10 protein-coding genes and 2 pseudogenes are annotated in these 12,364 nt (G+C 60.8%); 7 read left to right on the forward strand and 5 right to left on the reverse strand.

The genetic code is table 11. The features are described from left to right. Positions 1-24: 24 nt before the first annotated feature. Together ACLD1X_RS28545 and ACLD1X_RS28550 are read right to left on the reverse strand one after the other, a co-directional pair. Positions 25-657, reverse strand: coding sequence for a response regulator (locus ACLD1X_RS28545; RefSeq protein WP_429373563.1), 633 nt, complete (start codon positions 655-657; stop codon positions 25-27). 39 nt (positions 658-696) lie between these two features. Further along, complete coding sequence (locus ACLD1X_RS28550) at positions 697-2,055, reverse strand: cache domain-containing protein (protein ID WP_429373565.1); 1,359 nt, start codon at positions 2,053-2,055, stop codon at positions 697-699. 363 nt (positions 2,056-2,418) lie between these two features. Between ACLD1X_RS28550 and ACLD1X_RS28555 the strand changes: the two genes are divergently transcribed. Then, positions 2,419-4,476 carry a carbon starvation CstA family protein gene (locus ACLD1X_RS28555; protein WP_429373567.1) on the forward strand — a complete coding sequence of 686 codons (2,058 nt, stop codon included), beginning with the start codon at positions 2,419-2,421 and terminating at the stop codon, positions 4,474-4,476. 14 nt (positions 4,477-4,490) lie between these two features. Then, positions 4,491-4,688, forward strand: coding sequence for a YbdD/YjiX family protein (locus ACLD1X_RS28560; RefSeq protein WP_429373569.1), 198 nt, complete (start codon positions 4,491-4,493; stop codon positions 4,686-4,688). A gap of 63 nt (positions 4,689-4,751) precedes the next feature. On the opposite strand, the gene ACLD1X_RS28565 is transcribed toward ACLD1X_RS28560, so the two are convergent. After that, positions 4,752-4,958, reverse strand: a complete 207-nt coding sequence (locus ACLD1X_RS28565) for a hypothetical protein (RefSeq protein WP_429373571.1) — start codon at positions 4,956-4,958, stop codon at positions 4,752-4,754. 331 nt (positions 4,959-5,289) lie between these two features. On the opposite strand from ACLD1X_RS28565, the gene katG reads away from it, so the two are divergent. Beyond that, entirely contained in the window at positions 5,290-7,503 is a 2,214-nt protein-coding gene (gene katG, locus ACLD1X_RS28570; RefSeq protein ID WP_429373573.1) for a catalase/peroxidase HPI, read from the forward strand. A 93-nt stretch (positions 7,504-7,596) separates the two neighbouring features. Here the strand turns inward: katG and ACLD1X_RS28575 are convergent, their stop codons facing one another. Both ACLD1X_RS28575 and ACLD1X_RS28580 read right to left on the reverse strand, forming a co-directional pair. Further along, a complete protein-coding gene (locus tag ACLD1X_RS28575) occupies positions 7,597-8,679 on the reverse strand; it encodes a redoxin domain-containing protein (RefSeq protein WP_429373575.1) in 1,083 nt (360 codons plus the stop codon). Positions 8,680-8,731: 52 nt separating this feature from the next. Beyond that, positions 8,732-9,295 (reverse strand): TetR/AcrR family transcriptional regulator, encoded by a 564-nt coding sequence (locus tag ACLD1X_RS28580; protein WP_429373577.1) that lies wholly within the window; start codon positions 9,293-9,295, stop codon positions 8,732-8,734. 146 nt (positions 9,296-9,441) lie between these two features. On the opposite strand from ACLD1X_RS28580, the gene ACLD1X_RS28585 reads away from it, so the two are divergent. The 4 genes and pseudogenes from ACLD1X_RS28585 to ACLD1X_RS28600 form a co-directional block, all read left to right on the forward strand. Beyond that, positions 9,442-9,735 carry a LysR family transcriptional regulator gene (locus ACLD1X_RS28585; RefSeq protein ID WP_429373579.1) on the forward strand — a complete coding sequence of 98 codons (294 nt, stop codon included), beginning with the start codon at positions 9,442-9,444 and terminating at the stop codon, positions 9,733-9,735. Positions 9,736-9,886: 151 nt separating this feature from the next. After that, a complete protein-coding gene (gene mexE / locus ACLD1X_RS28590) occupies positions 9,887-11,128 on the forward strand; it encodes a multidrug efflux RND transporter periplasmic adaptor subunit MexE (protein ID WP_429373581.1) in 1,242 nt (413 codons plus the stop codon). Between the two features lie 12 nt (positions 11,129-11,140). Continuing rightward, positions 11,141-11,752, forward strand: a pseudogene (locus tag ACLD1X_RS28595) (efflux RND transporter permease subunit); the annotation flags it as partial. A gap of 14 nt (positions 11,753-11,766) precedes the next feature. After that, positions 11,767-12,364: pseudogene (locus ACLD1X_RS28600) on the forward strand (efflux RND transporter permease subunit); the annotation flags it as partial.

The raw sequence follows: 12,364 nt of genomic DNA on the forward strand, positions 1-12,364 counted from the left end.
CCCGCTCCCACAGGGTTCGTGGTGTTAGCGGGAAATAAGGCCGTGATCGATGGCGTATTTGACCAGCGCCGCCGGCTTGTCGATGTTGAGCTTGCGGCGAATGCTCAAGCGGTGGGTTTCCACGGTGCGCACGCTGATGTCCAGCTCCCGGGCCATTTCCTTGTTGTTCAAGCCTTGCGCCATCTTCGACAGCACCTGGCTTTCCCTCGGGGTCAGTTCGTTGTCGGTGTTCCTGTCGGCGATCAGCCGCTGGGCGATGTCCGCGCTGTAGAAGGTGCCGCCGCTGCTGATGGCTTCGATGGCGGCGATGATTTCCCGCGACGGGGCGTTTTTCAGCACGTAGCCGCTGGCGCCGGAGCGCACCGATTCACTGACGTATTCGTAATTGTCGTACATGCTCAGCACCAGCACCTTGAGCGACGGGTACTGGCTGCGCAGCACGCGGGTCAGTTCCAGGCCGTTCATGTCCGGCAGGCTGATGTCGACCAGCAACAGGTCGGGCTGGCAGCGTCCGACCATCTCGATGGCCTCGGCGCCGTTTTCCGCTTCGCCGACCATTTCCAGGGGCGACATCACAGCCAGCAGCGCTTTGATGCCGTCGCGGACCAGGGAGTGATCGTCGACCAGGGCGACGCGGATCGGGGAGGGCAGGTTCATCGCAGCTATTCACTCTTGTCGTTTTGGGCCGGGTCAGCGTTATGCGTCTGGTTTCATTGGCAGCCGCACGTCCAGCTCACTTCTGCCCGGCATCGAAATCAAGTCGAAGCGCCCGCCGAAGTGTTCGACGCGTTCGCGGATGTTACGCAAGCCAATGCCGGCCTGGCGACGTTCGACCTGGGCGACGTTGAAACCGATGCCGTCATCGACCACCGTCAGCCGCACCGATTGTTCGCAACCGCGCAGGGTGATGGACACGTTCTTGGCCTGCGCATGGCGTTCGATATTGGTCAGGCCTTCCTGCACGATGCGGAACAAGGCGACGGCGGCACCGTCGACCAGTTGGCAGTCGAATTCATTTTCGTCATAAGTCACGGTCAGCCCGCTGCGCTGCTCGAATTCCGCAGCCAGTTGGCCGATGGCCGCCGGCAGGCCGAGGGTGTCGAGCAAGGATGAGCGCAGGTCGTGAGAGAGGCTGCGGACTTCACCGATGGCATCGCCCAGGCGCTCGGTGGCGTCTTTTAGCGTGTTCAGGCCCTTGTCCTGGGCCTGTCCGCTTTCCAGCAGATGACTGGCCAGTTCGAACTGGAACTTGATCGAGACCAGCACCTGGCTGATGCCGTCGTGCAACTCGCGCGATACCCGTGATCGTTCTTCTTCCTGCAGGCTGACGATGCGTTGGGTCAGGCGCTGCAGTTTCTTGTCCGCCAGGCGATGCTCGCTGACGTTGAGGGTCATGCCCGTGGCGAAGACGAACAGCACCGCGACCAGGGCAACCACGGCAATCGCCATCATGGTCTTGCGGATGCCCATGGCCACTTCGGCTCGGGCCTGCTGGGTGGCGCGTTCGACGTCCTCGAGGTAGATGCCGGTGCCGAGCATCCAGCCCCAGCGATCGAGCATCACCACGTAGGCGAGTTTGTCGGTCACCTGGCCGGAGGAGGGTTTGTTCCAGGCGTAGCGTTGAAAGCCTTCGCCCGATTGCGCGCTTTTGAGCAGCGCCTGAATCACCGGCAGGCCGTGGGGGTCTTTCATGTCCCACAGGTATTGGCCCACCAGTTCCGATTGCCGTGCATGCATCAGGCTGCGGCCTTCGCGGTCGTAGACGAAGAAGTAGCCGTTGATGCCGAAGCTGAGCTTGCGCAGTTCTTCCAGCACTTGTTGCTGGGCACGGGCGTCGCCGTGGCCGTCGTCGTACAGCGGCGCGATCAGGCTTTGCGCCAATTCCACGTAGTTTTTCAGTTCCGCGCGCTTGCTCGCCAGGATGCTGTCTTCGATCAGCTGCGCCTGCTGGTCGCCCAATTGGCGGTTGAGGGAGATCACCAGCGCGCAGATGACGGCAATGGCCAGCACCAGCGGCAGGATCCCGAGGGCGACGATCTTGTGTTTGAGCTGCATGTTGACTCCTGCCCGCGCGAAGGCTCGGCATCATATGCCAAAGATACACAGCCTTGTTGGACGGAATGACCATTGGCCGGGGTGAAATGCGGGACCAATGTGGGAGCGGGCTTGCTCGCGAAAGCGGTGGGTTATTCAACATTGGTAGCGACTGACACACCGCCTTCGTCGGATCGCCGCCCGGAGCAAGCCCGCTCCCACAAGGAGATCCATGGCATCTACGTAGAACTACGTAGATGCCACGTACGTAGTAACGCGGATTTATTTGTGGACGGCATGCGCAGATATTGGGCCAGCTCCGCATCGCGGACACAATTATAAAAATTACCGCCGCAGTCACGAGCTGTCGGCAGGAGACCCTCTATGCCCCGTCTGGCTAAACACCTCGCCTGGTTTGCCGTGGCTGTCCTGGGAGCGATTGCGCTGAGTGTCGTGGCCCTGCGCCGCGGCGAAGCGATCAACGCCCTGTGGATCGTAGTCGCAGCCGTCGCCATCTACCTCGTTGCCTACCGCTATTACAGCCTGTTCATCGCCAATAAAGTGATGCAGCTCGACCCCAATCGGGCCACTCCCGCTGTGCTCAACAATGACGGTCTGGACTACGTACCGACCAACAAACACGTGCTGTTCGGTCACCACTTCGCGGCCATCGCCGGTGCAGGTCCGCTGGTCGGCCCGGTGCTGGCCGCGCAGATGGGCTACCTGCCCGGCACGCTGTGGCTGATCGCCGGCGTGGTGCTGGCCGGTGCCGTGCAGGACTTCATGGTCCTGTTCATGTCCACCCGCCGCAACGGTCGCTCCCTGGGCGACATGGTCCGCGAAGAAATGGGCCGCATTCCCGGCACCATCGCGCTGTTCGGCTGCTTCCTGATCATGATCATCATCCTCGCGGTGCTGGCGCTGATCGTGGTCAAGGCCCTGGCCGATAGCCCGTGGGGCATGTTCACGGTGATGGCGACCATTCCGATCGCGATGTTCATGGGCATCTACATGCGCTACATCCGCCCGGGCCGCATCGGCGAAATCTCGGTGATCGGCGTGGTGTTGCTGCTCGGTTCGATCTGGCTCGGCGGGCAGATTGCCGCGGATCCGGTGTGGGCCAAGGCCTTTACCTTTACCGGTATCCAGATCACCTGGATGCTGATCGGCTACGGTTTTGTCGCGGCGGTATTGCCGGTTTGGCTGATCCTGGCGCCGCGTGACTACCTGTCGACCTTCCTGAAAATCGGCACCATCGTCGCCCTGGCCATTGGCATCCTGGTGACCATGCCCGAGCTGAAAATGCCGGCCCTGACCCAGTTCATCGACGGCACCGGCCCGGTGTGGAAGGGCGGTCTGTTCCCGTTCCTGTTCATCACCATCGCCTGTGGCGCGGTGTCGGGTTTCCATGCGCTGATCGCTTCCGGCACCACGCCGAAGTTGCTCGCCAGTGAAGGGCATGCCCGCTACATCGGTTACGGCGGCATGCTGATGGAATCGTTCGTCGCGATCATGGCGATGGTTGCCGCGTCGGTGATCGATCCGGGCGTGTACTTCGCCATGAACAGCCCGGCTGCCGTGGTGGGCGCCGATGCAGTTGCCGTTGCGCAAACTGTCAGCAGCTGGGGCTTTGCGATTACCCCGGAAGCTCTGCAAGCGGTGGCCCATGACATCGGTGAAACCACCATCCTGACCCGTGCCGGTGGTGCGCCGACCCTGGCGGTGGGGATCGCGCAGATCCTGCACCACGTGTTGCCGGGCGAGAACACCATGGCGTTCTGGTACCACTTCGCGATCCTGTTCGAAGCGCTGTTCATCCTCACCGCGGTCGACGCCGGTACCCGCGCCGGGCGCTTCATGCTCCAGGACCTGCTCGGCTCGTTCGTGCCGGCCTTGCGCCGTACCGAATCCTGGACCGCCAACCTGATTGCCACCGCCGGTTGCGTGGCCATGTGGGGTTATCTGCTGTACCAGGGCGTGATCGATCCATTGGGCGGCATCAACACCCTGTGGCCGCTGTTCGGTATCTCCAACCAGATGCTGGCCGGGATCGCGCTGATGCTCGGCACCGTGGTGCTGATCAAGATGAAACGCCAGCGTTATGTCTGGGTGACCTTGCTGCCAGCGGTGTGGCTGCTGATCTGCACCACCACCGCCGGCTTCATCAAGCTGTTCGACGCCAACCCGGCGATCGGCTTCCTCGCCCTGGCGAAAAAATACAGCGATGCCCTGGCCAACGGTCAGGTGCTGGCCCCGGCCAAGAGCATCGACCAGATGCAGCACGTGATCTTCAACGCCTACACCAACGCAACGCTGACCGCGCTGTTCCTGTTCGTGGTGTTCAGCATCCTGTTCTTCGCGCTCAAGGTCGGTATTGCCGCCTGGGGCAGCAAGGAGCGTACGGATAAAGAAGCGCCATTCCAGGCCGTGCCGAATGCCTAGGCGAGGAGGGCAGCATGTTCAATGACCTGAGTCGCCTCGGTAAATACCTCGGTCAGGCTGCGCGCCTGATGGTCGGCATGCCCGACTACGACAACTACGTCGAGCACATGCAGAGCAAACACCCGGACAAACCGGTGATGGACTACGAGGGGTTCTTCCGCGAGCGCCAAGAGGCCCGTTACGGCAGTAAAGCCGGACCGAAGTGCTGTTGACTGAACCAGGAAAACCGGCTGAAAGGCCGGTTTTTTATTGCCTGCAGGAACGACCTGAAAGTGTCAGGCCGCGTGGCGATCCGAATCGTCGTCGCCACTTTTGCCTCGGATCATGGAGGCACTGCCTAGCTTTCGACCGTGAGGCTGGCGATCCGTCCTGGCGATATTGCGTGACCGCTCGGCGACCTTGGCGTTATGCACCAGGCGACAGAGCACGGCGGCGATGATGATCGACAGCAATGACCAGATGACAAGGGCTTTGAGGAGCATGGCGAATCCTCTCGCGGCAAACAATCCTTCCGAGCGCCAACTTCCTTGTAGCAATTAGTATTAATCCATTGTGGCAGGTGTTCAGGATCTTGCCGATGTTCTTGCGAGCGGCGGCATATTCGTGCCGATTTGAACTGTTTATCAGCTATCTCTGCGATGGCAGCGACAGTTTCCCGGACCGGTACTTTAATGGATGGTCTGGAGCGACTGATCGCGGGGCTGTCATAGCCTTGAGGCTATGGATCCCATACCGAAAAGCTATTTCATCAATCGGTGATCCGGATCCACGCTCAAAGGTGGTTAGCTGAAAACAAAATCAAGAGGAGATGCCATGTCAACTGAATCGAAATGCCCGTTCAATCACGCCGCTGGCGGTGGCACGACGAACCGCGACTGGTGGCCGAACCAACTGAACCTGAAGATCCTGAGTCAACACTCGCCCAAGTCTGATCCGTTGGGGGGCGACTTCAACTACGCCAAAGCCTTCAAGAGCCTGGACTTCCAGGCGCTGAAAAAAGACCTGACTGCGCTGATGACCGATTCCCAGGACTGGTGGCCGGCAGACTTCGGTCACTATGGGCCTTTCTTTATCCGCATGTCCTGGCACGCCGCAGGCACCTATCGCACCGGTGACGGCCGGGGCGGCGCCGGTTCCGGCCAGCAACGCTTCGCACCGCTCAACAGCTGGCCGGACAACGTCAGCCTCGACAAGGCCCGTCGGCTGCTGTGGCCGATCAAGCAAAAATACGGCAACAAAATCTCCTGGGCCGACCTGATTGTCCTCACCGGTAACGTTGCCCTGGAGTCCATGGGCTTCAAGACCTTCGGTTTTTCCGCTGGCCGCCCGGATGTCTGGGAGCCGGACGAAGACGTCTACTGGGGTTCTGAAAGCACCTGGCTGGGTGGCGACGTGCGTTATGGCAAGGATGGCGGGCAGAATCCCGCAGAGCGCAATCTGGAAAACCCCCTGGCCGCCGTGCAGATGGGCCTGATTTACGTAAACCCCGAAGGCCCTGAAGGCAACTCTGATCCGGTTGCTGCCGGGATAGACATCCGTGAAACCTTTGCGCGCATGGCAATGAACGACGAGGAAACCGTCGCGCTGATCGCCGGCGGTCACGCCTTCGGCAAGACCCACGGTGCCGGTACCGTCGATCATGTCGGACCTGAGCCCGAAGCCGCCGGTCTTGAACTGCAGGGCCTGGGCTGGAAGAGCACGTTCGGTACCGGTAAAGGTGGCGACGCCATCTCCAGCGGCCTGGAAGTGACCTGGACGACCACGCCAACCCGGTGGAGCAACAACTACCTGGAGAACCTGTTCGCCTACGAATGGGAACTGAGCAAGAGCCCGGCGGGGGCCAACCAGTGGAAGCCGAAAAACGGCGCTGGCGCCGGCACCATTCCGGATGCCTTCGATCCGTCGAAACGGCGTGATCCGACCATGCTGACCACCGACCTGTCGCTACGCTTCGACCCGATCTATGAACCGATTTCCCGGCGCTTCCTGGCCAACCCGGACCAGTTGGCCGACGCCTTCGCCCGTGCCTGGTACAAGCTGATTCACCGTGACATGGGCCCGCTCTCGCGCTACCTCGGCCCGGAAATGCCCAACGAAGAACTGCTGTGGCAAGACCCGATTCCTGCCGTCGATCATCCGCTGGTCAACGACAGCGATGTGGCGGGCCTGAAAAGCAAGGTGCTGGCGTCCGGCCTGTCGGTCTCGCAGCTGGTATCCACAGCCTGGGCGGCGGCTTCCAGCTTCCGTGGCTCCGACAAGCGTGGCGGTGCCAACGGCGGGCGTCTGCGCCTGGCACCGCAAAAGTCCTGGGAGGCCAACCAGCCAGCGCAACTGGCCAGTGTGCTGGCCAAACTCGAAGGTATCCAGAAGGAGTTCAATAGCGCGCAAACCGGCGGCAAGAAAATCTCCCTGGCCGACCTGATCGTGCTCGCCGGTGGTGCGGGTGTCGAGCAGGCTGCGAAAAACGCCGGGCACAGTGTCACGGTGCCGTTCAGCCCGGGACGCATGGACGCCAGTCAGGAGCAGACCGATGTCGAATCCTTCGGCTTCCTTGAGCCGATTGCCGACGGCTTCCGTAATTACCTGAAGCAACAGTACCGTGTGCCGGCCGAAAAACTGCTGATCGACAAGGCACAACTGCTGACGCTCAGTGCGCCGGAAATGACGGTACTGCTCGGTGGGCTGCGGGTGCTGAACACCAATGTCGGGCAAACCCGGCATGGCGTGTTCACCCAACGGCCGGAAGCACTGACCAACGACTTCTTCACCAACCTGCTGGACATGGGCGTGGAGTGGAAGCCTGTGTCGGATGCCCAGCAAGAGTATGAAGGGCGTGAACGCAAAACCGGTGCAGTGAAGTGGACAGGCACCCGGGTGGACCTGGTCTTCGGTTCGAACGCACAGTTGCGTGCGCTGGCCGAAGTCTACGCCTGCGCCGATGCGCAGCAGAAGTTCGTCAAGGACTTCGTCGCCGCCTGGACCAAGGTGATGAACCTGGATCGCTTCGACTTGACTCGCAGCGCCTAGAGGAGAGGTTGTCATGACGCTGGCATGACCGGCAAAAAGTGCCTCGGCTCGCCCTCCGGCTTCAACATCAGCGGAGGGCGTCCAGCACGCGAGTCAGCTGTCAATAAAAGAGCGGTTCTCTTCTCGAATGATGCGAGCAGCATCGTCGTATAGAAACGGCAGAAACATATAACGCCGACCCTGGGTTACCGGCGTGGCTTCGTGCAACAGTGAACACGAAAACACCACGGCCCCTCCGGTTGGTGCGCTGTAAAGCACTTTTCCATACTCCGGGAAATGCAGGAAGCCACCTTCGTACTCTCCCGCATTGAGAAACAGGGACACGGCAAAGCGGCGATGCGCCGTACCTTTGGTGGTGTTATCCCTATGGGGCCGGAAATGCCCGCCTTCCTCGCTGTTGTAGCAGGCCACCAGGTAGCGCTCCATTCGCGTGGCATTGAACTGGAACGCGTTATGTAGCTGTGGAAGCAGACGATTGGCTATACGCAACACACAGGCCCTGGCCAGGGCCTGATCTTCAATCACGCAGTCACGGCGTCGTTTGTGGCCATGGTCGGTGACCTGGACGGTTTTACCCGATTGCTCGGTCATGAACCCGGATTCCTCGCCGCCACGTTCATCGTAATAACCGATCAGTGCCTTACACAGCGAGGGCTCGAAAATACGGGGAACCACCAGGACGGGGGCGTGTGGCGTGGCGGCGCGTGGTGGAGCCGGTGCCGGTAATCTGTCCAGAAAACGCATCAACGAGGGAACATGGTTATCAATCGGTGTTTCTAACGGGACGACAGCCAGGACACGTAGCGCAGGATCCAGCACATAGGTCAGTTGCCGGATGCTGCCGTCTTTTTGCAACGTACCGTAGAGCTTGCTGACTGCCCGATCGAAATCCCAGATGAAGCGCACGCCCGGTATCGAACTTTCCACCCGCTTGAGCTTTTCATCATCCGGATCTACGGAAACGCCAAAGAAGCAGACGTGATCATCATCGAACCGCTGGCGATGGGCGCGAATGGCTTCCAGGACTTCAGTTGATGCCGGGTCCGCCGCAGAACCAAAAAAATAAAGCACGACATACCGACCGGCGATTGTGTCGAAACAAAAGCGTTCCCTCAGTTGAGTTCGGCAATAGAACCAGGGGGCTGGTTGGCCGACTGAAAATGCTGTGGCGCGCATCACAACTCCTTGCCGGTTGGCCGTGGTTGTGGGTAAAGCTAGTCCAGTCTTGTCATGCCTGCGCGTCGCCAGACCAGGCATCGATCACCGATTGCAGGAACTGCTCCGACAGTCGAGGGTTGTCCAGGGCCCTGGCGATCAGTATCGCCCCGGTGATCGATGACAGGATGCGCAAGGCTTGCTGGTGCTTTTGCTCATCGGTTTCGCCGTCGACCAGTGGCATCAGCGTTTCGATCAGGGTCTGCACGCCTTTGGTGAACGAGTGGCTGACGGCACCGCCGTTGCGCGCGACATCGGCCCCCAGGGCGGGGATCGGGCAGCCTTCGGTCCAGTTGCTCAGGTGGGATTGGGTCAGGTAACCCTTGAGCAGTTCGGGGATGGATCTGGCCGCTCGCCAGTCTTCGATGTTGGTTTCGAACGTGCGGCTCACCGCCTCCGACGCCAACTGCTCCTTGCCACCGGGGAATTGTCCGTAGAAGCCGCCATGGGTCAGGCCCACCGAGCGGGAAAGTTCGCCGATGCCGATGCCGTCGATGCCTTTTTCCCGGTACATCTTCGAGGCTGCGCCGAGGATCGCTTCCTTGTTGGCTGCTGCCCGGTCTTTCGTCACTTTCATGAGTGAGTCCTGTTATCCGATGAGCGCCCGGGCAAATGTTTGCCGGGGGCTGGTAATTATGATGGTCGTCATATAAATTCGCTGCAATGGCTTTGCCGGTCCCGAGCCCGTGGCTCAAGTCAAAACACCGTACAAGGTGCTGGCCCATGAAACGTAATGATCTGCGCAGTATCGACCTCAATCTGCTGGTGGTTTTCGAGGTGCTCATTCAGGAGCGCAACGTCAGTCGGGCCGCAGAAAGACTTTGCCTGGGGCAACCGGCGGTCAGTGGCGCACTGAGTCGTCTGCGCACACTGTTCAATGACCCTCTGTTTAAACGCATTGGCCACAAAATGGAACCGACCACCCGAGCCTTGCAGGTCGCGCAAACGCTTGGGCCCGCCTTGGACTCCATTTGTTCTGTTGTCAGTCTGACGGCTTCCAATAAAAAAACCTGTTAATTCATAGGCTTGATCTGGGCAATCGTTTTTTCGTGGTTATACATGACGACCATCATTAATGATGATAGCCAAGTTCACTCCATTCAATTCGTCGCTGCCTCAAGTGAGGCCGAGAATTCTCCAACCCCTAAACCGTCTGGCGGACACCCCCATGGAACAGTCACTCAAACCTTTGCGTTATCCACTCGTTGTCCTGACCCTGGCGGCGATCACGGCCTGCGGTCACGCACCCGATGCCGCCAAGGCGCCGGGTGCGCCCGCTGTCACCGTCGCCAAAGTGCTTGAGCAGCCCATTACCGAGTGGGACGAAGTCACTGCCCGCCTGGAAGCGCCGGAAACCGTCGTGGTTCGCCCGCGGGTTTCCGGGCAGATCGATCGTGTAGCCTTCACGGATGGCGAGTCGGTAAAGAAAGGGGATTTGCTGTTCCAGATCGATCCACGGCCGTTCGAACACGAAGTGCATCGCCTCGAAGCGCAATTGCAGCAGACGCGCGCCACGCTGGTTCGAACCGGCAACGAAGCGCAACGCGGCCAGCGCCTGCTGAGCAGCAATGCCATCTCGGCGGAACTGGCGGACACCCGCACCACCTCCGCCCAGGAAGCCAAGGCCGCCGTCGATGCCGTGCAGGCGCAACTCGATCTGGCGCGCCTGAACCTGAGCTTCACCCGCGTCACCGCACCGATCAGCGGCCGGGTCAGCCGTGCCGAAATCACCGCCGGCAATATCGTCACCGCCGACACCTCGGCGCTGACCAGCGTGGTCTCCACCGACAAGGTCTACGCCTATTTCGATGCCGACGAACGCCTGTTCCTCAAGTACGGCCAGCTCTCCCGTGAAGGCCGGCGCAGTCAGTCCACGCCGGTGTACATGGGCTTGTCGAACGAGGAGGGCAACAGCCACCTGGGGCAGATGAACTTTGTCGACAACCAGGTCAATCCCAAGACGGGCACCATTCGCGGTCGCGCAGTGTTCGACAACACCGACGGCCAATACACCCCGGGCCTGTATGCCCGATTGAAGCTGGTGGGCAGCGCGGCCTATGCCGGCCTGCTGATCAAGGACGAGGCCGTGGGCACTGACCTGGGCAAGAAATTCGTGCTGGTGATCGACCAGGACAACAAGGCCGTGTACCGCGGTGTCGACCTGGGGCCGAAGCTCGAAGGCTTGCGCATTGTGCGCAGCGGTTTGCAAAAAGAAGACCGGATCGTCATCAACGGCCTGCAACGGGTTCGTCCCGGTGCGGTAGTCGCGCCTCAAGACGCGCCGATGGCCGATGCGCAAACCGTTGCCACCCTGGCCCGTCAACGTCAGGCCATCGAGGCGGGCAACCAGCCCGTCGCTCCGTCACCGGCGCTGGTGAAAACGGACACTGCCGTTTCGCCTCGCGGATAAAGGAACACAGCCATGAAGTTCTCCCAGTTCTTTATCACGCGGCCGATCTTCGCCGCCGTGCTGTCGCTGCTGATCCTGATCGCCGGCGCCATCTCGCTGTTCCAGTTGCCGATCAGTGAATACCCGGAAGTGGTGCCACCGACCGTGGTCGTGCATGCCAACTACCCGGGCGCCAACCCCAAGGTCATCGGCGAGACCGTGGCCGCGCCACTCGAGCAAGCCATCACCGGCGTCGAGAACATGCTGTACATGTCCTCGCAGTCCACGGCGGATGGCCGGCTCACGCTGACCGTGACCTTCGCCCTGGGCACCGACCTGGACAACGCCCAGGTGCAGGTGCAGAACCGTGTGACCCGCACCGAGCCGAAACTTCCGGAGGAGGTGACGCGCATCGGCATCACGGTGGACAAGGCGTCGCCCGAGCTAACGATGGTGGTGCACCTGACCTCGCCGCAAAAGCGCTACGACATGCTGTACCTGTCCAACTACGCGATCCTCAACGTCAAGGACGAACTGACGCGACTGAACGGAATCGGTGACGTGAAGATGTTCGGTATCGGCGATTACTCGCTGCGTATCTGGCTCGACCCGAACAAGACCGCGTCACGTAACCTGACCGCCACCGACGTGGTCAATGNGTCAAGGACGAACTGACGCGACTGAACGGAATCGGTGACGTGAAGATGTTCGGTATCGGCGATTACTCGCTGCGTATCTGGCTCGACCCGAACAAGACCGCGTCACGTAACCTGACCGCCACCGACGTGGTCAATGCGGTGCGTGAACAAAACCGTCAGGTCGCGGCCGGCCAGCTGGGTTCACCACCGGCGCCCAATGCCACCAGCTTCCAGATGTCGATCAACTCCCAGGGCCGCCTGGTCACCGAAGAAGAGTTCGAGAACGTGATTGTCCGCAGTGGTGCCGATGGCGAGATCACCCGCCTCAAGGACATCGCCCGGATTGAACTCGGCTCCAACCAGTACGCCTTGCGCGCCTTGCTCAATAACCAGGAAGCGGTGGCGATGCCGATCTTCCAGCGCCCGGGTTCCAATGCGATCGACGTGTCCGACCAGGTACGGGCGACGATGGCCAGGCTGAAGCAGAACTTCCCCGAAGGCATGGACTACGAGATCGTCTACGACCCGACCATCTTCGTGCGTAGCTCGATTGAAGCGGTGGTTCATACGCTGTTCGAGGCGTTGGTCCTCGTGGTGCTGGTGGTGATCCTGTTCCTGC

Origin of the sequence: Pseudomonas sp. 18173 (genome assembly GCF_050432945.1) — a bacterium.
Lineage (GTDB): Bacteria > Pseudomonadota > Gammaproteobacteria > Pseudomonadales > Pseudomonadaceae > Aquipseudomonas.

Bases quoted from the DNA above. Each gene is read 5' to 3' on its own strand.
- ACLD1X_RS28545 (WP_429373563.1), bottom strand. From the start codon at position 657: ATGAACCTGCCCTCCCCGATCCGCGTCGCCCTGGTCGACGATCACTCC.
- ACLD1X_RS28550 (WP_429373565.1), bottom strand. From the start codon at position 2,055: ATGCAGCTCAAACACAAGATCGTCGCCCTCGGGATCCTGCCGCTGGTG.
- ACLD1X_RS28555 (WP_429373567.1), top strand. From the start codon at position 2,419: ATGCCCCGTCTGGCTAAACACCTCGCCTGGTTTGCCGTGGCTGTCCTG.
- ACLD1X_RS28560 (WP_429373569.1), top strand. From the start codon at position 4,491: ATGTTCAATGACCTGAGTCGCCTCGGTAAATACCTCGGTCAGGCTGCG.
- ACLD1X_RS28565 (WP_429373571.1), bottom strand. From the start codon at position 4,958: ATGCTCCTCAAAGCCCTTGTCATCTGGTCATTGCTGTCGATCATCATC.
- katG (WP_429373573.1), top strand. From the start codon at position 5,290: ATGTCAACTGAATCGAAATGCCCGTTCAATCACGCCGCTGGCGGTGGC.
- ACLD1X_RS28575 (WP_429373575.1), bottom strand. From the start codon at position 8,679: ATGCGCGCCACAGCATTTTCAGTCGGCCAACCAGCCCCCTGGTTCTAT.
- ACLD1X_RS28580 (WP_429373577.1), bottom strand. From the start codon at position 9,295: ATGAAAGTGACGAAAGACCGGGCAGCAGCCAACAAGGAAGCGATCCTC.
- ACLD1X_RS28585 (WP_429373579.1), top strand. From the start codon at position 9,442: ATGAAACGTAATGATCTGCGCAGTATCGACCTCAATCTGCTGGTGGTT.
- mexE (WP_429373581.1), top strand. From the start codon at position 9,887: ATGGAACAGTCACTCAAACCTTTGCGTTATCCACTCGTTGTCCTGACC.